Annotated in this window: 21 protein-coding genes; 5 read left to right on the top strand and 16 right to left on the bottom strand. The window is 45.9% G+C overall.

What is annotated here, in order from left to right; all coding sequences use genetic code 11:
* Positions 1-17: 17 nt before the first annotated feature.
* The 13 genes from NG346_RS05370 to NG346_RS05310 form a co-directional block, all read right to left on the bottom strand.
* A complete protein-coding gene (locus NG346_RS05370) occupies positions 18-482 on the bottom strand; it encodes a S24/S26 family peptidase (protein ID WP_262279573.1) in 465 nt (154 codons plus the stop codon).
* Positions 460-1,410 carry a hypothetical protein gene (locus NG346_RS05365; RefSeq protein WP_262279574.1) on the bottom strand — a complete coding sequence of 317 codons (951 nt, stop codon included), beginning with the start codon at positions 1,408-1,410 and terminating at the stop codon, positions 460-462. Before NG346_RS05365 ends, NG346_RS05370 begins: the two co-directional genes overlap by 23 nt.
* An 8-nt stretch (positions 1,411-1,418) precedes the next feature.
* Complete coding sequence (locus NG346_RS05360) at positions 1,419-1,823, bottom strand: hypothetical protein (RefSeq protein ID WP_262279575.1); 405 nt, start codon at positions 1,821-1,823, stop codon at positions 1,419-1,421.
* 29 nt (positions 1,824-1,852) lie between these two features.
* Positions 1,853-3,361: a DUF4270 domain-containing protein gene (locus NG346_RS05355; RefSeq protein ID WP_262279576.1), complete on the bottom strand. Its 1,509-nt coding sequence runs from the start codon at positions 3,359-3,361 to the stop codon at positions 1,853-1,855.
* Between the two features lie 7 nt (positions 3,362-3,368).
* Positions 3,369-4,181, bottom strand: a complete 813-nt coding sequence (locus NG346_RS05350) for a glycogen/starch synthase (RefSeq protein WP_262279577.1) — start codon at positions 4,179-4,181, stop codon at positions 3,369-3,371.
* Between the two features lie 273 nt (positions 4,182-4,454).
* Positions 4,455-4,886: a biotin/lipoyl-containing protein gene (locus NG346_RS05345; RefSeq protein WP_262279578.1), complete on the bottom strand. Its 432-nt coding sequence runs from the start codon at positions 4,884-4,886 to the stop codon at positions 4,455-4,457.
* A gap of 9 nt (positions 4,887-4,895) precedes the next feature.
* Entirely contained in the window at positions 4,896-5,045 is a 150-nt protein-coding gene (locus NG346_RS05340; protein WP_206081775.1) for a hypothetical protein, read from the bottom strand.
* A 23-nt stretch (positions 5,046-5,068) separates the two neighbouring features.
* Positions 5,069-6,634, bottom strand: coding sequence for an acyl-CoA carboxylase subunit beta (locus tag NG346_RS05335; RefSeq protein WP_154535081.1), 1,566 nt, complete (start codon positions 6,632-6,634; stop codon positions 5,069-5,071).
* A gap of 128 nt (positions 6,635-6,762) precedes the next feature.
* A complete protein-coding gene (locus NG346_RS05330; protein ID WP_262279579.1) occupies positions 6,763-7,638 on the bottom strand; it encodes a carbon-nitrogen hydrolase in 876 nt (291 codons plus the stop codon).
* A 63-nt stretch (positions 7,639-7,701) separates the two neighbouring features.
* Positions 7,702-8,748, bottom strand: coding sequence for an agmatine deiminase family protein (locus NG346_RS05325; RefSeq protein WP_262279580.1), 1,047 nt, complete (start codon positions 8,746-8,748; stop codon positions 7,702-7,704).
* 25 nt (positions 8,749-8,773) lie between these two features.
* Positions 8,774-10,276: a DUF5687 family protein gene (locus tag NG346_RS05320; protein WP_262288428.1), complete on the bottom strand. Its 1,503-nt coding sequence runs from the start codon at positions 10,274-10,276 to the stop codon at positions 8,774-8,776.
* A gap of 62 nt (positions 10,277-10,338) precedes the next feature.
* A complete protein-coding gene (locus NG346_RS05315; RefSeq protein ID WP_262288427.1) occupies positions 10,339-10,947 on the bottom strand; it encodes a LolA-like putative outer membrane lipoprotein chaperone in 609 nt (202 codons plus the stop codon).
* 100 nt (positions 10,948-11,047) lie between these two features.
* Entirely contained in the window at positions 11,048-13,540 is a 2,493-nt protein-coding gene (locus NG346_RS05310) for an FtsK/SpoIIIE family DNA translocase (RefSeq protein WP_262288426.1), read from the bottom strand.
* A gap of 174 nt (positions 13,541-13,714) precedes the next feature.
* Between NG346_RS05310 and NG346_RS05305 the strand changes: the two genes are divergently transcribed.
* The 5 genes from NG346_RS05305 (at position 13,715) to pyk (ending at position 20,375) form a co-directional block, all read left to right on the top strand.
* Positions 13,715-14,518, top strand: a complete 804-nt coding sequence (locus NG346_RS05305; RefSeq protein WP_262288425.1) for a 3'-5' exonuclease — start codon at positions 13,715-13,717, stop codon at positions 14,516-14,518.
* An 11-nt stretch (positions 14,519-14,529) separates the two neighbouring features.
* Entirely contained in the window at positions 14,530-15,711 is a 1,182-nt protein-coding gene (locus NG346_RS05300; protein ID WP_262279585.1) for a class I SAM-dependent rRNA methyltransferase, read from the top strand.
* Between the two features lie 12 nt (positions 15,712-15,723).
* The gene (gene tilS / locus NG346_RS05295; protein WP_262288424.1) at positions 15,724-17,067 is read left to right on the top strand and encodes a tRNA lysidine(34) synthetase TilS; all 1,344 of its coding nucleotides are present in this window, start codon (positions 15,724-15,726) and stop codon (positions 17,065-17,067) included.
* Between the two features lie 126 nt (positions 17,068-17,193).
* The gene (locus NG346_RS05290) at positions 17,194-18,717 is read left to right on the top strand and encodes a DUF4301 family protein (RefSeq protein ID WP_262288423.1); all 1,524 of its coding nucleotides are present in this window, start codon (positions 17,194-17,196) and stop codon (positions 18,715-18,717) included.
* A gap of 203 nt (positions 18,718-18,920) precedes the next feature.
* Complete coding sequence (gene pyk, locus NG346_RS05285; RefSeq protein ID WP_262279588.1) at positions 18,921-20,375, top strand: pyruvate kinase; 1,455 nt, start codon at positions 18,921-18,923, stop codon at positions 20,373-20,375.
* Here the strand turns inward: pyk and NG346_RS05280 are convergent, their stop codons facing one another.
* The 3 genes from NG346_RS05280 to feoB form a co-directional block, all read right to left on the bottom strand.
* A complete protein-coding gene (locus NG346_RS05280; protein WP_262288422.1) occupies positions 20,376-21,659 on the bottom strand; it encodes a type IX secretion system plug protein in 1,284 nt (427 codons plus the stop codon).
* A gap of 63 nt (positions 21,660-21,722) precedes the next feature.
* A complete protein-coding gene (locus tag NG346_RS05275; RefSeq protein WP_262279590.1) occupies positions 21,723-22,973 on the bottom strand; it encodes a phosphoglycerate kinase in 1,251 nt (416 codons plus the stop codon).
* 386 nt (positions 22,974-23,359) lie between these two features.
* On the bottom strand, positions 23,360-25,891 hold the full coding sequence (gene feoB / locus NG346_RS05270; protein ID WP_262288421.1) for a ferrous iron transport protein B: 2,532 nt from the start codon (positions 25,889-25,891) through the stop codon (positions 23,360-23,362).
* Between the last annotated feature and the right edge of the window lie 185 nt (positions 25,892-26,076).

Raw genomic sequence — 26,076 nt, 5'->3', positions numbered from 1 at the left:
TACTTAATATCCGAAAATTATAAGGTTCCGAATATAGGAATCCAAACTCTTTTGTAAAAGGCGAGCAAGTATCTTCTTAGAGGAAAAAGGCGTGTCCAAATGGAGGAATATATTTTCCACTTCCATCCATCAGTCTTGTCCATTTTTGTTTTTTCTTTCCGATAGAATCCGATGATAGCACCTTTTACATCATTTAGATGGCAATGTTCCGTGCTGATATTTCCATCACCACGCAGCGTGACATCATTGTTTTTAATGTCAATGATCCTATGGAGAACATAATGTCCGGGTGTTATCTCCGCAAGCACCGGATCTCCTACATGAGGATCGGTGGCTTTCTTCATGAGCACTTTGTCTCTGTTGTCTTCTAAGAATGGTCTCATGGACATGCCACGCAAACGTAAGGTGACGGTGTGGCCTTTGGCCATCAGTCTTATGATTTCGGGAAATAAGTCAGTATTAGGGCATTTTATCTCTTCCATGATTGTGGTCTTGATGGACTTCTTGATAGCAAATCTCTGCGGATTCCTTGTCTGGTCGGCAATGCAACGTATAGACCGGTATCTGTTCTATTATTTTCCCAATGGTGTCATAAATGTGATTAGAGATAACACTATCCCATCTCATGTTAGAACAGGAAGTCAGGATGGTAGCGAAAGCGTTCAAGGGTTCCAGTCTCTCTATTCTGTTTTTCTTGGCTCTGCTAATATGCGTGATTGCTTTTAGTTTTGCTTTTACCCGACGATAGCAAGGAGTTTTTCCACTCCATGGCGAGCCGTAGACAATAATCTCTTTATCAATGATTCTGATGATGGGATTGTCGTCATTTATTAAATCACTGCCAGGAATATAGCGTAGCCACATTCCGGCCTGTGTCGATTTTCCAGTCCCACTTTTCGCAATAAAGGGATATCCCCATCCGTCGTTTCTGACCAAAGAAGCATGGATCAATAATGTGTCTTGGTAGCAGCTTGCAAAAGCAAAAATGAGCATTAGCGCATTGGTAAGTCCATGACGGCGCATAGTAGTGTTGCCGCTCAGTGCACATCGACATTGCGAAAAGTTCTTGTTAGTTATTAGCAGGCAACATTCTTGATGTTGGATATTTCTGATGTAAAATTGATATCCCCCTGTGTTTAATTGGTCTACGCTAATATCCCCATTCGATGCTTGCGAAGTGCAGATATGCTTTCGATGTTCTTTGGAACATGGTTTGATGTAGTCATCCACTTGTAGGGTAAACAATGGCTTGGGTTCACGTCTGTGTTCTATAAGAAAGGGAGCCAGTGGAGGTAATAAGCGTAGACAATCTTCTTTTTGATTATTATAGAAGTTAATGACACATTCAAAGTCGGCAATTTCAAAGCAAAATGTATTTCTTGGGTGAGAAGTGGGGGACGTGTAATCCATGGCAGGCTTTAGTTTTCCTCTGGCTTGATAACCTGATATGAGAAGTCGCTCTGTTTTAGATATTTGATGTCAAATTTCCCCTTGTCAATGTATTTCTTTCTCAGATACAGAAATTTTTTCTCAGCTTCTTTCTTTGTCAAGCCATAAGAAGTGATGCAGACGGCATGCTTCCATCCCTTCTGATCAAGGAAGTCCTGAAGCTGATAGGAGTAGTTCTCCCGTCCATAGAGGAATTTTGTCTTAGAGTCAATATATGCTGAATCCACTTTTTGTAACTCTGTAAAGTAGACTGTTGAGTCATTAAATGATGCCGCAAAACCATATATATATATGGTTCTTGCGTTGGGGGCAGCCGAGATGCCGAGTACGGCAAACAAGGCACAAACTGTCAGCAGGCATTTCTTGATACTCATAGCTAATTTGATTTTCAAAGATTGATAATTTATTTGAATCTTGAATAGATTACGCTTAACTTGATAGGACTGTTTTGACTTGTACCCTTTGCCAGTCGTGTACTGGTTAACGACATATCGTTGGCAACTTTTGTCGTGACAGTGGAGGTCTGACCCGTGTAGCTGGAGTAAGTGCTTGTGGTGCTCACTTCAACGGGTACCAGAACAATCTTGTTCCAGTTGCTGCTGCGTTTCGCCTTGTCCACGTTTTTCATCGCTGTGACCAAAGAAGCTATGTTGGAGAAAATGTAGCTGTTGTCACCACTATTTGTCCAAGAAGCCACATACGAAGACTTGTTGTTGTCGATCTCGTTGTTCTCAAAGAAGCTATGGATAGAATCCTTCGGAATGAGCAGCACCTTCTTCGGAGCATCGAAAGCATATTCACTGGTGGAGGTGTTGTTCAGTCTTGGCACTACAAGCTGCGCAGAGGTGATGATGTCGTTTTCGTGACCCTTGGTGATGTCGTCGACGGGCAGTGTCATCTCAGTGAAGATGCCGGCAGGAGTCTTCAGATAAGTACAGCTCTGATCAGCCACTAACTTTTCGAGCGTCGATTTGTCGTTTGTGATCGTTGTGGTTTGCAACACCTCTTCCGTGCCCCAGAAAGAGGTTACGTTCTGGAAGATGGTATCTTTCCTCACCGTGACAGCCTCGCCGTTGACAGAGTCTGTGACGTTGTAATGATCCATCTCGTGGTAGTAGACATTGAGCTGTGAGTCGCTGATATAGGCCATGTTGCCCAAACCACCTACATTCTTAAAGAAGAATCCGGGTACCACATGATTGCGGAAGGTATAGGCATTCTTGAAGTACTCAGGATGCTCGTAGTATGTCTCCAGCACGTAGGTACCGTAGTTGCTGTATTTTTTTCCGTTCTTGTCGGTATAGGGCTGATTGAACTTGATGGTGATATACGGCGTATAGTTGCTGCTGTCTCTGACATGCTTTGGCAAGTTATAGTCGATGAGACTATATACCTTCGTAGCCTGAGCTCCGTCTTTTCTCACCAGTCCCTGCTCCAATGGATCAAAGCTGCTGTAGTAGTTGCGGTCCTCGTTCATCGTCTGACGCATCTCCATAGCCTTCAGCTTCATGGTGCGGGTAGAGTCGCCGTAGAAGTCTCTGTAGAACAGACGAAGCTCACAGGAGTCGGCATTGACAACTCCTGACTCAAGTTTGCCCTGGGCATTGCGGCCATAGAGATTGTTCTTGTCGGGGAACTTATAGTTTTCAAGGCAAGTGAACTGAGCCATGAAGTCACCGGTGATATACGCACCGGTCTCAGGGTCTCTCACCTTGCCGATATACCCCGTCAGGGAGTTCGACAAGACCGAATCGGCCATTATGGAGTTGCTGGGAATGTCGAACGACGCGGTACCGACCTCCACAGCATCCGTGAGATTGGAGAGCGAGGAGCCAATGGTATCCGTCGTGTCGTCGCAGGCTGTGAAAGCAACAGTAGCAGCGAAAAGCGCAACTAAATGCTGTATTTTCATGAGAAAATTATATTCCTAAGATATTGTTGTAAAAAGTCTTGTAAGCTTGCACATAGTCGTCGCCCGGATAGTTGAGGATGGGCTTTTGCTTATCCTTGGCATACTGCAGCAAGACTTTGCTGGCCTCTTGTCCAGCCTCCACGACACCATCACTGTAGTCTATGGCAAGTTTTCCCAATTCGGCGTAGTCGAAGTGGTCGGCATAGGGCTCAAGCAGGTCGGGTGTGGCGTTGCGGAATTCCACACACTGCTTAAAATTGGTGCCGAAAGGCTTCTTAAAGTTCATATTGAAAAGCGAAGTCACCACCTTGGCATTGGCGAAGGAGGGATCGTCGTGGTATGCTGTCTTGATATACAAAGGCACAACACCAGCCATCCAACCTTGACACTGGATGATATCCGGAGTCCAGCGCAGCTTCTTGACCGTCTCCAAGACACCACGGGCGAAGAAGATCGCACGCTCACCGTTGTCGGTAAACTCCTCACCACTTTCGTCCTCGGTCATGGTGCGGCGACGCTGGAAATAGTCCTCATTGTCGATGAAGTAAACTTGCAGTCGCGAAACAGGAATGCTGGCAACCTTGATGATCAGCGGATGGTCAGTGTCATCAATAATCAAGTTGAGTCCTGACAGCCGGATGACCTCATGCAGTTGTCCCCGCCGCTCATTGATATTTCCCCACTTTGGCATGAAAGTACGGATCTCGAATCCATTCTCCTGGATCTTCTGTGGCAAGTTGCGCCCCATCGTAGCCATCTCAGAGGTGGGAACGTAGGGAACCATTTCTTGATTAATGAATAAAACCTTCTTTTTAACCATTACGCAATAATCTATAATATATACCGTGCAAAGTTACGAAAAAATACTATAAAAAACGATGGTTTTACATCAATTAAGGGTATTAGAGCATGTTTTAAGCACTATAAGGGGCCTTAAACGCTCCTTTCTGAAAGATTTTGGTTAGATTTCATAAGTTAGTGAAATAGACGGAAGATAAAAAGAGAGCCACTATTCAGCGGCTCTCTTTGATGACTAATACGATGATTGGTAGTTACTGATTGAACGATAACCGCCTTCTCAACGATATATCAATTACTCGACGACAACGAGTGGATCGTCCTCCATGACGCTCTGACCCACCTTCACACAGATAGCCTTCACCGTGCCGTCTTTTTCTGCCTCAATGTTATTGGCCATCTTCATGGCTTCGAGCACCAGCAGGGCATCACCAGCTTTGACCTCGTCACCAACCTTGACGTTGATGGCTGTGATCGTACCCGGCAGTGGAGCTTTGATTGCGTTGGCTGTGTTGCCAGCAGGAGCTGCAGAGGGTTCGTCGGCAGCATCGGCAGCTACGGGCTTACCCAACTCCACCTTCTTCTTTTCGGGCTCAGCAGGTTTCTCCATGCCGACTTCGAATGATTCGCCGTTGACCTTGACTTGGGCCACGCTCTTCTCCTCGTCGACGTTGTCGATCTCTACGTTATAGACCTTACCGTCTATGGTATATTTAAATTCTTTCATGTCTTTGAATTATGGTTTAGCTGTGAACGACAAGAACTTAGCATTCCAAAGCGTATGCTTGGGACGAATGGTAATCACGCCCGACTCCTTGTCATGAACGTTGTTGCCCTGATACTCATAGAGTGCCATGGCAATGGCAGCATATATATTCTTATCCATCTTCGCTATATTGAAAAGTTTGATTACATCGGCATGCAGCCATGCTTCTTGGCGGGAAGATTCTGACGCTTGTGAGCCAGCTGTGCCAAGCCGCGGCAGATGCGGAAGCGGGTGTTGCGAGGCTCGATGACATCGTCGATATAGCCGAACTGAGCTGCCTGATAAGGATTGGCGAAAGCCTCTGTATACTCGTCCTCTTTCTCAGCCAGGAAAGCCTTGACGTCACCGCCCTCTTCCTTGATCTTCTTAGCTTCTTTGCCACAGAGCACAGCGACGGCACCACTGGCACCCATCACAGCGATCTCGGCAGTAGGCCATGCGAAGTTGAGGTCTGCACGAAGCTGCTTGCAACCCATCACGATGTGTGAGCCACCATAGCTCTTGCGCAGGTTGATGGTGATCTTTGGCACTGTGGCCTCACCATAAGCGAAGAGCAGCTGAGCACCGTGGAGGATGACAGCATTGTATTCCTGACCTGTTCCCGGAAGGAATCCCGGAACATCCACCAAACTGACAATAGGAATGTTGAAGGCATCGCAGAAGCGCACGAAGCGTGCACCCTTGCGGCTGGCGTTAACATCGAGCACACCGGCGTAGGCTGCTGGCTGATTGGCAACGATACCCACGCTCTGACCATTGAAGCGGGCAAAACCGGTGATAATGTTCTTTGCAAACTTAGGCTGCACCTCAAAGAAGTCACCATTGTCGGTGATGGCCTTGATGACCTTATACATGTCGTAAGCCTTGTTAGGATCATCTGGAAGAATGTCGTTGAGCAGATCCTCTTTGCGGTCGATAGGATCGGTGCACTCCACACGCGGAGCCTCCTCGGTGTTGTTGGAGGGGATATAGCTCAGCAAGGTACGAATCTGCTGCATTGCATCTTCCTCTGTCTTGGCTGTGAAACTGGTCACACCACTCTTTCCGGCATGTACGCTCGCACCACCTAAATGCTCAGCGTCAATATCCTCACCGGTGACTGTCTTCACCACTTTCGGGCCTGTGAGGAACATGTAGCTCGTTCCCTCGGTCATCACGATGAAGTCGGTCAAAGCAGGAGAATAAACGGCACCACCGGCGCAAGGACCCATGATCGCACTGATCTGCGGGATAACACCGGAAGCCAATATGTTGCGTTCGAAGATCTCACCATATCCGGCCAAGGCGGAAATACCCTCCTGAATACGTGCGCCGCCAGAGTCGTTCATGCAGATGACAGGAGCGCCATTGGTCATGGCCATATCCATCACCTTGCAAATCTTCTGAGCCATGGTCTCGGACAAAGAGCCACCGTTGACGGTGAAGTCCTGAGCATAGACATAAACCAAACGGCCATCAATCGTGGCAGAACCCGCGACGACGCCATCGCCGAGGAACTGCTTCTTTTCCATGCCGAAGTTGTGGCAACGATGGAGTTTGAACATATCATACTCCTCAAAGCTGCCTTTGTCTACCAACATGTCGATGCGCTCACGGGCTGTGTATTTGCCACGTGCATGCTGCTTGTCGATTGCCTTCTGGCCACCGCCTAAGCAAGCTTGCTCGCGCTTCTCGACGAGCTCCTTAATTTTCTCTGTTTGTTTGCTCATAGTTATCTTTATTGGATTTTGTGCAAATAAATATTTCTTTTATCTCAGACTGCAAAGTTACTAAAATTAACCGATATAGCTACTAATGCCATGTAAAATGTTGTGAAACGGCTATGATTACATGTCGATTAGATGCCGAATCGCTTGGTGATGTCGCCATAAGCGTCGATGCGACGGTCTCGGAAGAATGGCCACCAACGGCGCACTTGCTCACTGTGGTGCAAATCCACGTCAACGATCTGAGTCTCTTCTTCCTGGTTGGAGGCACGATAGAGCAACTCACCCTGTGGACCGGCAACGAAACTCGATCCCCAAAACTGTATGCCATGGGTAAGTCCTGATGGATCAGGTTCATAACCCACACGATTGACGGCTACGACGGGCAGTCCGTTGGCAACGGCATGTCCCCGCTGCACGATAGTCCATGCCTCCCGCTGGCGCTCTTGCTCCTCCTTAGAGTCAGAGGATTCATATCCAATGGCGGTGGGATAGATGAGCAAGTCGGCACCCTGCATGGCCATCAGCCGTGCTGCCTCGGGATACCACTGGTCCCAACAAACCAAGACACCCAAGAGACCAACAGAGGTCTGAATAGGGCGGAAGCCAAGGTCACCGGGAGTAAAATAGAATTTCTCGTAGTAAGCGGGGTCGTCGGGGATGTGCATCTTGCGATAGGTGCCGGCGATAGTGCCGTCGGCCTCCATCACCACAGCTGTATTGTGGTAGAGTCCTGGTGCGCGACGCTCAAAAAGTGAGATGACGATCACCACGCCATTGTCCTTTGCCAATTGACCGAAAAACGCTGTCGATGGTCCGGGAATGGGCTCCGCCAAATCGAAGTTATCGACTTTTTCCTCTTGGCAGAAGTAAAGCGTATTGTGAAGTTCCTGGAGCACTATGAGCTTGGCACCCTTTTGAGCTAAGTCGCTGACTTTCTCTGCGAGTCGCTTCATGTTGTCGCTCTTGTCAGCAGTATTGTGCTGTTGTATGATTCCTATTTTCATCTTCGTATGAATTAGTTCTATGATTTTCAACTCTTCTAAAGCCTCAGCATGTGAGCCTGTTTCTTATTTCAAACTTCCCTTGGGCAACTGCATCGTCAGACAGTGTAATGATCCATGCTGGCGAATAACAGTGCAAGCATCAATGCCAATGACATCATAACCGGGGAATGCTTGACCAATAGCAGACAGGGCTGCTGCGTCACGATCAGGCTGCTGATAAGTGGGAACGATGACAGCCCCGTTGATGATCACGAAGTTGGCGTAAGTAGCCGGGAGTCGGTCTCCGTCGTCATAAATTGGGCGCGGAGATGGCAGCGATATCAGCCGATATGACTTTCCGTCAGTGTCTCTTAAAGTTTCCAATTGACTTTCGAGTTCCTTCAAATCTGCGTATTGCTCGTCTTGTGGATCATCACATGCTATATATAATAAGGTGTGGTCAGGAGCCATACGCACAATCGTGTCGATATGTCCGTCGGTGTCATCACCCTTCAGATTGCCATGATCCACCCAAAGGATGCGTTTAGCGCACAATCGCTTTTTCAATTGCATCTCAATATCTTCTTTGGTGAGTGGTTGATTGCGGTGAGGAGCCAACAGACATTGGCTGCTGGTGAGGATTGTGCCCATGCCGTCACTCTCTATAGAGCCACCCTCCAACACAAAGTCGGTATTGTCATCCCAGTCACTGTCAAAGACACCCTGGTCATAGAGCTGCCGGGTGATCGTATTGTCGTCCTCCCAACGGAATTTCTCTCCCCAACCATTGAACTTGAAGTCCAGAATTCTGTTTCTTGCAGTTGCATCAGAAGCTACAAGCGTGATAGGTCCATGATCTCGTGCCCACGTGTCATTGATCTTGCACTGATAGACACTCACACGGCCTAATGCCTGTTGGCTCAGATGACTTTGGAGCACAGACCGAGTTTCTGCTGCATCTGCTGATGCAATGATAACACGCTCGTATTTGGTGATTGCTTTGACAAGTTCTATATAAGTCGAGACGATGTCCTTGAGATAAGGCTGCCAGTCGGTTGCAGCATTGGGCCAAGTGAGTTGAATGACATCTTGCGGCTCCCACTCAGCGGGTAATCTGTATTGTGTTCCCATATTTACTTCTTTTAGTTTAAGAGTATTACGCGTCTGCTACTTCCGTGAGACTGTATTTGCTCTTCATGATTCGGTTATAAATGTTTTTGATCCATAGATGATGAGAAGCTATGAAGCCGCATCCTATGATCATCATTACGCACCATGAAATAAGCTCTGAGAATACGCTCTGGAGGATGTTAATGAGAAACATAGGGATGACGAAAGCTAAGATCATCAGGAGCATGATCACGTAATTGGTATTGCTGTTGCCGATGAATTTTTCGTTAAGCGGGAGTCGCTGCTTGTTATAGACAGCTATCTGCATCAAGAGAAAATACTGCACCCCGGCAGTAAACACAGCATAAGACACGACCATCAGCAAGGACCATTTGCCGATGATGATCATCGGTAACATCAACACAAACGGTACCACCATCAACAGACAAGCAAAATAGTACTTGGCGGTCAGCAGACTAAGCATACTCTCTTTATGCACCATCAAGCAAGAAATATAGTTGCGCTCATAGGACATGGTACGAGTAAGAAGCATACCACCGTAAACAATGAAATCGTAGATGCACCAAAAGTTGGTCATGAGCGCATCGTCATAAACGGTTGAAACGGTAATCAATAAACTGATAAATACAACAATGCCTGTCGCTGAAAGAAGCAACTTCCTTGGTCCCTTATTGCGAAGAAGTGATCTGATTTCCAACTTGAGGTATTCTCCAACCAAGCCGTATTTGCTGAGTGCAGACAGTCCTGAAAGCGTATGGAAAGACTGCTGCTGTTGCTTTGTCAGCTCTGTCCAAACAGCATGATACTGAATCTTGCTATTGATGGCAATCAGCAGCATCAACAATGCCAAAGCAGCAAGGTGGGGTAGGAGACTTCCTCCATCGAGCAGACTGCCGATGGAAGCGTAGAATTCCAGCATGTGATCGAAGTTGCCACTCAACAGCCAAGGAAGGAAGAGTAACAAACCGACTCCAATAGGGAGGATCCACCATAGCATGTTCCCGATGACCAACGTCCTGACAATCGCATACCATTGACTGTCGACCATGATGAGAAGCCACCATAGCAAGAGAAAGGACAAGGCTGGAGCAAGACCATAGGGAAAGACTACAGCCATCAGACAGTAGGGCAAGAAAAGAAAAAGCCAAATAATACAAGCTGGTGAGAATAACGAACGGAGAACAAAGCTACCGATAAGCACGTGTGTGGGGATGGGTAACAACACGTAAGGCTTCACTAAATGAGAAGGGGTGTTCTGCAAGAAGAAACGGCCAAGAAAGTCTGCTATCAGTACAAAGACCGATATGCCCATAAAAAATTCTAAAGCCGTATGTCCACGTTCGTCTCTTACAGAGAGCGCCATGAGCACTGCTATAAAGACGAGATAAGCAGCCAACAGCAGTCCTGACACACCCATCATCCATTTGGCAGTACGATTGGAAGAGAATAAGGGGGAACGCCGCTCAGCCAACCAACGATGATGACTGAGCAAGCGATAATAAAATAGAAATTGACGGGGTGGAATCATCACTCTAATGATATTAATAATGTATGGTCTGCAAGCTACTGTCGTTTCGACCAATACTTTTCCTATCTAAGGTCAATGACCTCTGCCTTGGGGAAATCCTTGGCATGGAAAGTGAACATGCTCGTTGGCAGATTCTTTGCCTTGAAGTTGGAAATGGTGATTGTTGACCATGTGTTTCCCTCACGCATCTTCACTACAGAAGGCTGGTAGGTGCGTGCGTTGACCGTCAAATACATTTCACTAACTGAGCGCTGACGATTGGTAGCTGTGAGATGTATCACGTAATTGGCTCCTTTCTTCGTCATTCCCATCTTATAGCCATGCTTGTACATGGTGATAAAAGCATAGGGATTCATGCGCATACGCTGAGCCTCTGTCGGCGTGGTGACGTTCACTTCGTTGGTCTTTTTCATCAAAGTCCACTGGGTCTTGCCATTATACCATACAATAGCTTTCGGAGTATGAGCATAGAACATGCTACCTTTGATAGCGATGGAACCGGAGGTTTTGCCAATCTTAGGACTAGAGATGGAGAAGTTGGCTGAGGCCCCACCTTTGCGTCCTACTAAGGCGGCAGTACGGTCGAGTACTTTACGAGCCTGCGCAGCATTCTGCGCGAAAGCACCGAGGCTCAACACCACCATTAACGTAATGAATAATAATTTCTTCATGCCGTATATATTTTTAAATTCAATATCAATGACTTATGTCTTTTATCAGATGACAGAAAACACCAGTACCCAAAGAGCACTATTGTCTAATGCCCAACTGTTATCCGTTGTGAATCTGCTGTAACCGCTGCGCGAGGCTGTTCTCGTCGGCTATGAGCACTTCACGTGGTTTAGAGCCTTGCGCCTCACCCACGATACCGGCCTTTTGCAACTGATCCATCAGTCGTCCGGCACGGTTGTATCCGATAGAGAACCGGCGCTGGATCATGCTCGTAGACCCCTGTTGTGTGAGGACTATAGCTTTTGCGGCCTCATCGAAATAAGGATCCAAGGAGCGAACATCAGCACCGCTAACTCCTGGTTCGCCGGAAGATGCATTAGGATCGTCGGGCTCTGGCAACTCCATAGGATCAAGCGGTCCGGGCTGATCAGCAATGAAGTCATTTACTGCTTCGATCTCGGGAGTATCAATGAACGCACACTGCACACGCACAGGATCACCGCCTGAAAGGAAGAGCATATCACCTTTTCCTACAAGTTGGTCGGCGCCGGTGCGGTCGAGAATCGTACGGGAGTCGATCTGAGAAGCTACGCGGAAGGCCATACGGCCAGGGAAGTTGGCTTTGATATTACCTGTGATAATCTTTGTCGTCGGACGCTGCGTAGCGATGATCATGTGTATGCCAACTGCACGAGCCAACTGCGCAATACGGGCAATAGGTAGCTCGATCTCTTTTCCTGCCGTCATAATCAAATCACCAAACTCGTCGATGATGACCACGATATAGGGCATGTACTCATGTCCGTCGGTGAGTGAAAGCTGGTGATTGATGAACTTTTCGTTGTATTCTGTGATCTTTTTCACACCGGCCCGCTTCAGCAAATCATAACGATGGTCCATGAGCTTGCAAAGAGAGTTGAGTGTACGGACAACTCTTTGAACGTCTGTGATGATGGGTTCATCCTCATTCTCAGGCAAAGCTGCCATATAATGTGGCGCAATCTTATTATAGATACTGAACTCTACTTTCTTTGGATCCACCAAGACGAATTTCAGCTCGTTGGGATGCTTCTTATATAAGAGAGAGGTGATGATGGCGTTGAGACCAACAGACTTACCCTGTCCGGTGGCACCAGCTACGAGCAAGTGGGGCAACTTAGCCAAATCAACCATGAAAACTTCATTGGTAATCGTCTTGCCAAGTGCCATTGGCAGTGCCATTTTTGTCGTCTGGAACTTCTTGGTATTCAATACACTTTCCATCGAGACGATCTGAGGATTCTTGTTCGGTACCTCGATACCGATCGTTCCTTTGCCAGGGATAGGTGCAATGATTCGAATACCAAGAGCTGCCAAGCTCAATGCAATGTCGGCCTCAAGGCCACGGATCTTGCTGATTCTTACGCCTTCGGCCGGCGTAATCTCATAGAGCGTGACAGTAGGGCCAACAGTAGCGTTGATCTTGCTGATTTGAACTCCAAAACTATTGAGCACCTCCACGATGCGGGCATTGTTGGCCTTGATCTCCTCCATATCAATGACAGGTCGACTGGAGTATTTCTTCAGCAAGTCGCAAGAGGGGAACTTATAGTGGACGAAAGGTTCCCATGGATTGATTGGTGTGCTAAGGTCGTAATGCTCACCAACCTGACCACTACTTGCCTTCTCTTCCTCACCATTCTTGACAACCACGCTGTCGATCTTTTCTTGACTCACTTGCTCTGCATTGGTGACATGGGGTTCAACCGCTATCGGGGCTTGTGCCGGCTTGGGGGTAAACTGAGACATGTCTGTTAGGTCAACAACATTCCCAGAGTTGTTTGGAGTTACATCATCTATATTATCAGTCTCTTTATTAGTGGCAGCACTCACAGTATCGTCTACTTGATACCCGTCATTGCTTGTGTCTTCTTCCTCATTTCCGTCCACATTTCGGTTCGTGACTGTGAATTTCACTTTCTTAGTCACATATTTCAGCGGATTCATCGCTTTTCTGATCACCGTAATCGTCTCCGAAGTGAGGTAGGTTAAGAAACTGACAGCAACTATCAAAAGAATCGCTGTCAGGCCTGGTGCACCGACAACATTCTCTAAGTGTTCCACAACAAAAGCGCCGTGTTGTCCACCGGGGTTGAAGATGCTGTCACCCATGATAGGCGTAAGGAATTTTGAGAAGGTAACAGACAACCAAACCATCACAATGGTCAGACACAGAAACCACTTCCAGAGGTTCACCTCAATGACGTGCATCAACTTTAAGCCTACCAAAATGATAAAGGCAGGAATCAAAAAAGCAGGTAGGCCAAAGTTTACCGAGATGAGATAATAAGACAGAAGAGCACCGGCAGAACCGCATGTATTGGTGAATACATGCGTATTGTTCAGCCATTCTCCCGGTCTCATATTCTCCAAAGTGCTCTGATCGGCTGGTCCCGTTGAAAAGAACGAAACCATGGCAATGATCATGTATATGGATAATGCCAAAAGGATGAACCCTAAAAAGAAATCAGTCGTCTCACTCTCAAATATATGTCGAAAGCCAACCGCTTCACCAAATGTCTTTGGCTTGCGCTCAGATCTTTTTCTTGCCATTTTATTTCTCTATATGATGATAAATGCAAAATTAGTGTTTTTTGCTGGAACCGCAAAACAAAACTGCTCCAAGTTTTTATTTTTGAACGTTCTTTGAAAAAAATATGGAGTTAATGAATGCCGTCTCGCTTCTTTTTTATAATTTTGTACATTATAAGCATTGCTACGTTCACAATGAAGAAAAAGTTATACAGCAAATTCGACAAGACAGAGATTTCAGAGTTACCGCAAGTGACCTTCCCCGGACGCATTATCACCATCATCTCTCCGGGTGAGGCCGACAAGGCCGTGGATTATCTTCTCTCGATGAATATACTTGGAGTCGATACCGAGACTAAACCTGCTTTTCACCGCGGGGAGCATCATCAAGTAGCTTTGCTTCAAGTTTCCACACATGATACCTGTTTCTTGTTTCGCCTCAACCGCATTGGCATCACACCGTCGATTAAGCGCTTGCTGGAGGATAAAACAGTTAAGAAAATCGGACTTTCGTGGCATGATGACATCCATATGCTTCAAGACAGAGAAACTTTTACTCCGGGGCTCTTCATTGATTTGCAAGACTTAGTTCCGCAACTGGGCATTAAGGACTTAAGCCTTCAAAAGCTCTATGCCAATATTTTCCATGAGAAGATCTCCAAACGACAAAGACTCTCTAATTGGGAATCACCGCAGCTCGATGATAAGCAAAAGCAGTATGCGGCTATTGATGCTTGGACTTGCATCTTGCTTTATGAGGAAATGGAGAGGCTAATCAAAACCAAGGACTATGATCTCATTGTGGTTCCGGAGCCTGAGCCGGTTGTGAATAGCGAAAGTAAAGATCCAGCTAATCAATGTAAAAATGCTGATTTAAAAGAAGTTGACCCAAATAAAGATGCGATGGACGACACAAATCAGACAGCTAAAAGTTCAACTTCCAAAAAGAGGAAGTATTCCTCAAAGAAGAAAGTTGGCAAAGCAATAAAAACCAATTAATAGTGATAGACATGTATAAGAACATATATTTAAAGAAAGGCAAGGAAAGTTCTTTGGAACGTTTCCATCCGTGGATCTTTTCCGGTGCCATCCACCACATGGACGATGATATTGCGGAAGGTGATTTCGTAAGAGTGATCTCTGCTTCCGGCGATTTCATCGCTGTCGGGCACTATCAGATCGGTAGCATCGCTGTCCGTGTGCTGTCGTTTCACGACATAACGATTGACGATGAATTCTGGGAAAAGAGGTTGGCCTCTGCATTGACGATGCGTCAAAGCATAGGCATCGCAGATAATCCCCACAACAATACTTATCGTTTGGTTCATGGTGAGGGTGATAATCTTCCAGGACTTGTAATAGACTGCTATGGTGAGACAGCCGTGATGCAGGCTCATAGTGTGGGAATGCATGTTTGTCGCAAAGAGATCTGCAAAGCATTGGTGAAGGTGATGCAGCATCGTGTGAAGAACGTTTATTATAAAAGCGAGACAACATTGCCATTCAAAGCTGATCTCGGACAAGAGAACGGATTTATCTATGGACAGACCGATGACAACATTGCTGTTGAAAACGGACTGAAGTTCCATGTCGATTGGCTGCGTGGTCAAAAGACTGGATTCTTTGTGGATCAACGAGAAAACCGCGCGCTGTTGGAGCATTACGCTAAGGGCAAGAGCGTTCTGAACATGTTCTGCTACACAGGTGGATTCTCTGTATATGCAATGCGTGGCGGTGCAAAGATGGTTCACTCTGTAGATAGTAGTGCTAAAGCCATTGAGTTGACAAACGAGAATATAGAGCTCAATTTCCCTGGCGATACTCGTCATGAGGCTTACTGCGACGATGCTTTTAAATACCTTGACGAGCATGATGATCAATACGATCTAATCATCCTTGATCCTCCTGCTTTCGCCAAGCATCGGAGTGCGCTGCATAATGCGCTTAAGGGATATACACGATTGAATGTAAAAGGACTACAACGCATCAAACATGGCGGCATCCTTTTCACCTTCAGCTGTTCCCAGGCTGTAACGAAAGAAAATTTCCGTAATGCCGTCTTCACAGCGGCAGTGCAGTCGGGCCGCAAAGTACGCATCTTGCACCAACTTCATCAACCAGCTGACCATCCTATTAACATCTATCATCCCGAGGGTGAGTATCTGAAGGGATTGGTCTTGTATGTGGAATAGACACGTATCGACATGAGAAAAGATAATCGTTTTACCGATTTCATCGAGAATTATATAAGCCGTTATGAGTTGTTGTCTCACGACGGCTTTTATCTTATTGCGCTTTCTGGAGGTCCTGATAGCGTGGGTTTGCTTCTGACGCTCAAAAATTTGGGTTATCATATAGATGCAGTTCATTGTAACTTCCATCTGAGAGGAGAAGAAAGTAACAGTGACGAGAGCTTCTGTGTTGACTTGTGTAAGAATTATCAAATTCCGCTTCACCGTATTCACTTCGACACGAAGGCCTATGCCGAGCTGCATCACCAATCAATAGAAATGGCCGCCCGAGAATTGCGTTATAACTATTTTGAGCAATTGCGCAAAGACATTCAAGCTGATGCCATTTGCGTGGCTCACCATCGTGATGATCAAGTGGAAACAATATTGCTTAATCTCATTCGTGGGACTGGAATAAAAGGACTTACAGGGATGAAACCCAAAAATGGGCGGATCGTCCGGCCATTTCTTGGAGTTAGTCATCAAGATATTCTTGGCTACTTGTTTCACCAGCATCAAGACTACGTCATCGACAGTACAAACCTTGAAAGGGAAGCGCAACGCAACCAGCTAAGATTGGACATTATACCTCTGATGGAGAGAATCAATCCTGAATTCAAAGCTAATATTGCCCGTACAGCAGGCATTCTAACAGAAGTAGAAGAATTCACTGATCAACAGATCGATTTGCTTATACACTCTTGTCTTGTGGGAGATAGCTATAAGTTCTCTGCTATTAAGAACAGTGGACATAGCAAACTGATTCTGTGGCACATATTATATAATAAAGGCTTTAACCGTCAACAAATAGAGGAAATCAACGCTTGTATTGAAACGAACAGACATTGGCTGTCTGATAAATATGTGGTTTGTGTGGAGAAAGACCGCCTTTCTATTATAGACAAAGATAAATGGCTCATGGAACTTCCCTCTATGCGCATTCCTGAATGTGGCACCTATTGTTACTCAGCTATGGGTAAAGACATCATGAAGCTTAGATTAAAGGAAGTTGCCGCAGATGTTCTTGTTATTGACAAGCGTCCACAATTTGCTTTTATTGACACTGCTAAAGTTCATTTCCCACTCACAATACGTCCCGTCAAGCAAGGGGATCGCTTTGTACCGTTTGGCATGAAAGGGTCCAAGTTGGTCAGCGATTTCATGAACGATTTGAAACTGTCTATGATTGAAAGGAAGCATCAATTAGTGGTTGTTGACAATCATGATACTTTACTTTGGGTTGTCGGCAGAAGAGTTGATAATCGGGTTGCTGTTGGCTCAGAGACACAAAAAGTTATTGTTATGGAGCAAATTTAACACGATTTTTATACCAAATCAACCGCCGTATCAATATTTTTGTTTATATTTGTCATCGAATAACTGATGGGCAGTAGTATGGAGCTGTCATATATAAAGAATGAATCACCAATAACAATATTATCTATGTTTACCGACACTGACAAACAGCAAATTGAGAAGCGGGGGATGACAGTTGCTCAAGTTGAGCATCAGCTTGAGCAGATAAAAAACGGCTTCCCCTTTTTACGTCTAAAATCTACGGCGGCAGTTGGTCAAGGTATCTCTGCACTCAGTGATGCTGAGCAGCAAGATGCAGAGAAAGCTTGGGAAGTGTATAAGGACGAAGGGCATACGGTGGTGAAATTTGTTCCTGCATCGGGTGCAGCCAGCCGTATGTTCAAGAACATGTTTGCTTTCCTCAACGCCGATTACGACACGCCTCAGACCGATTTCGAAAAGAAATTCTTTGCAGACATCAAGAAGTTCGCCTTCCGTGAAGCTCTGTGTGATGCATGCAAGAAAAATACGGGTAAAAGCATTATGCAACTGATTCAAGCCGGTGACTATAAAGCTGTAGTCCGGAATCTTCTGATGCCCGAAGGCTTGAATTATGGTCAATTGCCGAAAGGGCTGTTACAGTTCCATGAGGACGAGGAAGGTGTCCGCACTCCTATGGAAGAGCATCTGGTAGAGGCGGCTTTATATGCCAGTTCGAAAGGAAAGGCTTTGGTTCATTTCACTGTCTCGCATGACCACTTGAAACTCTTTGAGCAAAAGGTGGAAGAGAAGAAGGCTTATTATGAGAAGAAGTTCAACGTCAAACTGGAAGTCAGCTTCTCTGAGCAAAAGCCAAGTACAGATACAATTGCAGCCAACCCCGACAACACACCTTTCCGCAACGAAGATGGTTCGCTGCTCTTCCGTCCGGGAGGTCACGGTGCACTGATTGAGAACCTCAATGAAATCAATGCTGATGTCATCTTCATCAAGAACATCGACAATGTCGTCCCAGACCGTCTGAAAGCTGATACTATCAAGTGGAAGAAAATCATTGCCGGCATACTCGTAAAGACTCAGAAGAAAGCTTTCGATTACTTGAAAGACTTGGAGTCGGGGCGCTACAACCATCAGAAACTTGAGGAGATCATTCATTTCGTTCAGCGTGATCTTTGCTGTCGCCGGGAGGATATCAAGGAGCTTGAAGATGCGGACTTGGTAATCTACTTGAAGAAAAAACTCAATCGGCCAATGCGTGTTTGTGGTGTCGTGAAGAATGTTGGTGAGCCCGGCGGTGGTCCCTTCTTGGCTTTCAATCAGGATGGCACCTTTAGTCCTCAGATTCTTGAGAGCAGCCAGATTGACAAGAACAATGCAGAATATATGAAGATGTTCACCTCTGGTACCCACTTCAATCCTGTAGATCTTGTCTGTGCTACTAAGGACTTCCAAGGTCATCCCTTCCATCTTCCTGACTATGTAGACGCCAACACAGGCTTCATCAGTTCAAAAAGTAAGAATGGCCGCGAACTGAAAGCCTTGGAGTTGCCGGGGTTGTGGAACGGAGCCATGAGCGATTGGAATACCATTTTTGTGGAAGTTCCTTTGGACACGTTCAACCCGGTGAAGACCGTCAATGATCTGCTTAGAGATGCTCACCAAGGGAAATAATACTTGTTCCTTGTAGCTTTTACTATATAATAAGGAGAGTCTACTTGCAGAATAGGCAGTAGACTCTCCTTTTTATTTATTCATTCTCCTTAAGAAATATCGTGATTCTTAGTCTTATTCAATGGAAAATGATTACCTTTGCATAAGATAAGAATACATATAATTTAGATCTTCTTTTAGAAGAAAATCACAACTCAATAGTTATGAAACAGACAAAGATCGTTTGCTCTATCAGCGACCGTCGCTGTGATGTCGACTTCCTGCGCAAACTGTTTTTTGCAGGAATGAATGTAGTCAGGATGAATACGGCCCACGCAACTCCGGAGGGTATCCGCAATATTATCAGTAACGTGCGTAAGGTCTCACCACATATTGGCATTCTTATTGATACCAAGGGGCCGGAAGTTCGTACGACAGACGTTGCCGAGCCCATTCAGTATCGTACAGGTGAGGCTGTGAAGATTTTCGGTCGTCCAGAGATGGATACCACGCACGATATCATCAATCTTTCATACACCGACATTGCTAAGGACGTGAAAGTCGGAGACGACATGCTTTTTGATGATGGTGCCATCGACATGAAAGTGATGGGTATTGAGGGGCCGACAATCTACGCTGAAGTACAAAACGACGGAGTGCTGGGGGCACACAAGAGCGTAAATGTGCCGGGTGAGCATATCGACCTCCCTGCGTTGACCCCCAAGGATAAACGCAACATACTTTTGGCAATTGATGAAGATATCGACTTCATCGCCCATAGCTTTGTGCGTTCTGCTGCTGACGTGAAGGCTGTTCAGGACATTTTGGATGAGCATCATTCCGACATAAAAATCATTTCCAAGATCGAGAATCAGGAAGGTGTAGACAATATCGACGAGATCATTGATGCCAGTTATGGTATCATGATCGCGCGTGGTGATTTGGGTATTGAGGTGCCTATAGAGCGCATTCCCGGCATTCAGCGAATGATCATTCGTAAATGTGTAGAGAAGCGTAAACCTGTGATTGTTGCAACGCAAATGCTCCACACCATGATCAATAATCCTCGACCCACACGTGCAGAGGTGACTGATATTGCCAATGCTATCTATTCCAATACGGATGCCTTGATGCTTAGTGGAGAGACAGCGTCTGGAAAATATCCTTTGGAAGCTGTGCAGACCATGGCTACTGTAGCTGAGCAGGCAGAGAAAGACCGTATCTCATTTGGCGAATTAAATAATGTGCCATTGAGAGAGCATTGTACACAGAAGGAGTTCTTGGCACACTCTGCCATTGAGTCTACCCGTTTGTTGGGAGTTGCAGGTATTATCACAGACTCCGAAACCGGTGAGACAGCTCGCAACTTGGCTGCATTCCGCGGTCCGAAGCCAATCTTGGCGATCTGCTATAAAGAGAAGACACAGCGTTGGCTCAATCTTTCCTACGGAGTGACTGCTATCTACCAGAAAGATCACGTGAGCCCAGAGTTTATGTTCATGGCCGCTATCCGTATGCTTCGTCAGAAATGCTATATCAGCAACGATGACAAGATCGCTTATCTTTCAGGTTCGTTTGGTGAAGGTGGTGGCACGACTTTCCTGGAAATCAACCAGGTCAAGAAAGTATTTGACCGTGAATATCAGTTCCATTTACCCCAGGGACAGAAGCAGCAATAATCAATAGTCATTCTCCAGACAAGCGTATCCTACCAGTTCATCTGTCCTGCCGCCTATAGGTCGGAAATAGACAAGCATTTGGTAGGAATTCTCAGTCTGATAATAATTACCTTGTGAAGGGACGGGTCGAAAGGCTCCGTCCCTTTCTTTTTGTAGATATTGATAATTATAGTATCCTTGTTTCAGCCAAAGAGCACGCTCGTAGCTTTGCGTAGAATCATTCCACAGCATCTCGTATTGAGGAAGAAAGCGGTCTTGTGTCCAATTGCCATTCAAATAGATGGGATAGGGAGATCGTGGAGCCTTCAATGAGAAATGTACATTGACGTATTCTGTAGAACAGTCATTTTCGTAGTTATCGCTGTTCCTTATATAAAAGGCACCGTCCGCGTCTTTGTCAAAAACGTAATTCGGCCGTGGCTCACTGGGCCAAAGCCAGACGTTATAAACTTTTCCATCCCAGTCAACACGCTCTACACCCATTGCAGGACGGTCTACATCCAGTATCTCAAACTTATGATATTCATTACTTCCGTCAAAAATCAAATCCCGGCAGTGGCTCCAACGCATCGAAGTTGACTGAATATATTGTGGAGCAGGCACAACAACGGCTTGGTCCCATCGCTGGTTTTGCAAGGCAATAACATAAAATTGCTGAAGTGGATTAGACACAACCATCGAAGGATAATCTATCTCAGCCTCTAACTGCTGATGCCTATTGTTGACGTCTATATCGGTATTAGTCGTTAAAGCCATTCTCACGGTCACTTTCTGGTTTAATACCATGAAACAGGCACGGAGCAGATCCTCATTGCTGTCTTCGTCGTAGACCGTCACACGATAGTTGCCACTCAATTTCAGTTGGCAGCGGTCGTTTGGTATTGATAGTCGATAGTGAGTGTAGAGTTGGTTGGTATTAATTGACTGCTGATAATTATCTATGGTGTTTCCTTCAGTAAAGCCTTCGCAATAATCGCTATCAAAGATTTGGGATGAGCGTGACCAGTCCTTTTCACAATGTTCAATACGATAGCAAAGCCGACGATGCTCATGTGTGAGATCGTCAAACGAGATATTGACGACTTCTCCCTGATTTAAACTAATAATTGGCAAGTCTTGCCAACGGTCTCCAGCCGTTACCTGCAACGTAGCTATTTTGTTGCTTAGCAATTCATTCCGTTGGGCTTTGGCACATTGGCTCCCTAAGAAAAGGCAGAGAAAAGAAAAAAGCAGAGAAATATTGAATTCAAGATCTCTTGGAAGAAAAGCCTTTGGATGTTCCATAGCTTATACGGAGTTTGAATCAGCAATATTTCTCTGCCTATTAATTAGGTATATAGGAAACTATTATCCCTTGATAGCAGCTACACCAGGAAGCACCTTACCCTCGATAGCCTCGAGCATAGCACCACCACCGGTAGATACATAGCTTACCTTGTCAGCAAGACCGAACTTGTTGATAGCAGCGACCGAGTCACCACCACCGACGAGAGAGTAAGCACCATTTTTCTGAGTAGCTTCTGCTACAGCCTTAGCGATTTCGCCAGTACCGTGAGCGAAGTTAGGCAACTCGAAGACACCGACAGGACCGTTCCAAAGAATAGTCTTGGAGCTCATGATGATCTTCTTCCAGTTTTCGATGCTCTCTTCGCTTGCGTCCATGCCTTCCCACTCGTCAGGAATCTGATCGATGGGGAATGTCTTACGTGGAGTGTCGTTAGAGAAGTCCTGACCGCAAACCGTAGCAACAGAGAGGCTGAGGTTCACGCCCTTCTCTTTGGCAGCCTTGATGACATTCAGAGCCTCAGGGATCAAATCGTCCTCATGGAGAGACTTACCGATGTGTCCACCCTGTGCCTTGATGAAGGTATAGCCCATACCGCCACCGATGATCAGGTTGTCGACCTTGTCGAGCAGGTTCTTGATGACACCGAGCTTAGAGCTGACCTTGGAGCCGCCGATGATAGCAGTGAAAGGATGCTGAGCATTCTTCATCACGTTGTCGATAGCCTTGACCTCTTTCTCCATCAGGTAGCCGAGCATCTTGCTGTCCTTGTCGAAGTAGTCAGCGATAACTGCTGTAGAAGCGTGCTTGCGGTGAGCAGTACCGAAGGCATCGTTGACATAGACATCAGCATAAGAAGCGAGCTTCTTAGCGAAATTCTTCTGACGGTCCTTCATCTCTGCCTTAGCAGCATCGTACTCAGGAGTACCCTTCTCTACACCGACGGGCTTGCCTTCCTCCTCAGGATAGAAGCGAAGGTTCTCCAGCAACAGTGCCTCTCCCGGCTTGAGGGCGGCAGCCTCAGCGTCTGCATTTGCGCAGTCAGGAGCGAACTTAACTTCGACACCAAGCTTCTCAGACACCTTGCCTACGATCTGCTTCAGGCTCAGTTTTGGATTGACTTTGCCCTTAGGCTTACCCATGTGGCTCATCATGATGACGGCACCCCCATCATTGAGGATTTTTTTCAATGTGGGCAGTGCTCCACGGATACGAGTGTCATCAGTAACATTGCCATTGTCATCCAATGGCACGTTAAAGTCTACACGAACAATTGCCTTCTTACCAGCAAAGTTGAATTCATCGATTGTCATTTTTCTAAGTGTTTTTATTATTAGAAATGTGAATGTTCTTTCTGCTGTTGCAAAGATAACAATTATTCTCGAATTACAGATAATTGAGTAGCACTTTTTAGTAATTCTCTTTGCTTTTGAGATGAAACAGTTTCAATCAGGATCTACTAACGAATATTGTCTCATGGGGGCGAAACCATGTTCTCATGGGATCGAAACCATGTTCTTGTGGGGGCGAAACTATGTTCTTGTGGGGGCGAAACTATGTTCTCAATGTTGTAATGCTATAGAAAAAGATCTTTCGCTAAGCAGGGAATGATTAAAACCTGCGTAGCGAAAGATCTTTTGTTAGCTGGAAAAATCCAATCAGAATTTTATGGGGATAGCGTGAATACAGAACCGTGGCATCACAGAAAAAGCCTGCCGACCTGATAGACAATAGCAGAAACTATCCAAGCCAATGCGGTGGTATAGCAAGCGGTAAACAGTGCCCATTTCCAGCTTCCGGTTTCTCCTTTGATAGCAGCAAGGGTAGCCACACAAGGAAAGTAAAGAAGAACAAACAGCAGGAAACAGAATGCTGTTAGTGTTGCTACGGGGCGAGCTTGGTCTGTCGTCATACCATGCATCTTTGCTATATCTGCTGTGATAGCCTTATTAAGATGCTCATATTTGCCTCCGTTATCGTTATACTCTTTGTCATCGGAATAGCTGTCGTCATTGGTATACAGTACGCCCATAGTAGAGGCAACAATCTCTTTGGCACCTACACCGGCGACAATACCCACATCAAACTTCCAGTTGAATCCCTGTGGATAGAAAATGGGTTCAATGGTTTTGCCAATCCGGCCAATGTAGCTTTGCTCCTGTTGCTGCTGAACAGATAGTTGATCATTATGAGGGAAATAACCTAATGCCCATACAATTATAGTAGCTACAAGAATGATACCACCCATCTTCTTGAGATATTGCCGTCCTTTCTCCCATGTATGACGGAAGACAGCCTTGGCCGTAGGGAAGCGATAAGGAGGAAGCTCCATCACAAAAGGAGTGTCTTCACCCTTGACGATATATTTTGTCATCAGTTTGCTGATGATGACTGCCATGAAGATACCTATGAGATAGAGTGACATCATCACCAACCACTGCGTGTTGCGTGAGAAGAATGTGCAGATGATCATAATATAAATAGGTATTCGTGCCTCGCAACTCATCAGAGGCAGTATCATCATCGTCACCAACCGTGAGCGACGGCTCTCTATCGTACGAGTGGCCATGACGGCAGGGACATTGCAGCCAAATCCCATGATGAGTGGAATAAACGACTTGCCATGAAGTCCCATCTTGTGCATGAGCTTATCCATGATGAATGCGGCACGTGCCATATAGCCGGAGTCCTCCATAATCGAGATGAAGAAATAGAGGATAAGAATCTGTGGCAGGAACACGATGACAGAGCCCACACCACCGATGATACCGTCTACAAGCATTGCCTTGACGGGTCCCTCTGGCATCAAGCGTCCGATGGCATCGCCCAACATGCCCACAAGAGAGTCGATCCAGTCCATGGGATATGATCCTAAACTGAAAGTCACAAAGAACATGATGGCAATCAGCAGCAAGAAGATAGGGAAGCCTACGATCTTGTTGGTCAGTATTCGGTCGAGCACATGGGTGATCTGATAGGTGTCCTCTTTGTGTCCTTCTTCGTATGCGGCCTCATTCAATGCGCCATGGATGAAACCATATTTTGCATCCATGATGGCTGTTTCTGCATCTTCCTTAGTTTCTTCCTTGACGCGTTTTTCCGCTTTGTCGCGATGATAGAAAATCTCCTTGGCATCAGATAACGCACTGACGAACTTCTCAACGTCCTGGTCATGTTCGAGCAACTTGATGGCCAAATAACGGGTTGAGTAGAGTTCACGCACATTCTCTTCTTTTTTGAGATGCTCTTGTATCTCACTGATACCATGCTCTATCTCGTGGCCATGGTTGATATGGATATGACGATAATGCGATTGCGCGTCTTCTGTGCCCTCATACACTTCGATGATTTGATGGAAGAGTTCGTTGACACCTTTACCGGATTTAAACACTGTTGGCACCATAGGCACGCCAAACAACTCCGACAGCTTGTCGTAGTTGACATGGTCACCACGTTTCTGGGTCTCATCAAACATGTTCAGCGCAACCACCATACGGATGTGCATGTCAATGAGTTGCGTCGTAAGATAAAGATTGCGCTCCAGGTTGGAGGTGTCAATCACATTGATGACAACATCCGGAGTCTTTTCGATCAACTGCTTTCTGACATATAACTCTTCGGGGGAATAAGCAGAGAGAGAGTAAGTGCCAGGAAGGTCGACAATGTTGAACTGATAGCCTTCAAAACTGGCATGCCCTTCTTTTGCGTCAACAGTAACACCGGAGTAGTTTCCTACCCGTTCGTGAGCGCCTGAGGCAAAATTAAAGAAGGAAGTCTTGCCGCAGTTGGGGTTTCCAACCAAAGCGACGTTGATCACCTTGCGCTCCTGGAGAGCAACCTTCTCCATTAAATCGGTAGAGTCTTCGTAAGACTTGTCGTTTGGGCGAAGAGCCACATCAAGATCAACACAGCTGTCATCGTTGAGTGACAAATCTTCGACGGGCTGTCCTTTTGCAGCCTGTTGCTGTCTTTCTCTCCGTTCTTTCTCTTCTATTTTCTTAGCTTCCTCAGCAGTCACCACCTCTATCATGTTAGCCTCGCTATGGCGCAGGCTTACCTCATAGCCCATGATACGATATTTCACGGGATCTCTAAGAGGAGCATTGAGCAGAACGTCCACTTTATTACCTTTGATGAACCCCATCTCTACAATGCGTTTCCGGAAGCCACCATGACCGTTGACCTTAACTATAACGCCACTTTCTCCTGTATGCAGCTCAGACAATCTCATAATCTATAATTCTCCTGTCTTTGTTTTCTATTGCAAAGTTACTAATTTAATCTTGGATTATTCCCTCTAAGAATATGTTTCTCTGTAAAATACCTAAAAATGGTTAGCGCTGGTCGTGTGACATGGTAGCAGACCTACATGAATATGATGAATTATATGAAGTAATATTTTGCTCTACAGAGATT

Origin of the sequence: Hallella absiana, assembly GCF_025457485.1 — a bacterium.
Lineage (GTDB): Bacteria > Bacteroidota > Bacteroidia > Bacteroidales > Bacteroidaceae > Prevotella > Prevotella absiana.
This window is presented reverse-complemented; position numbering and strand designations above follow the sequence as displayed.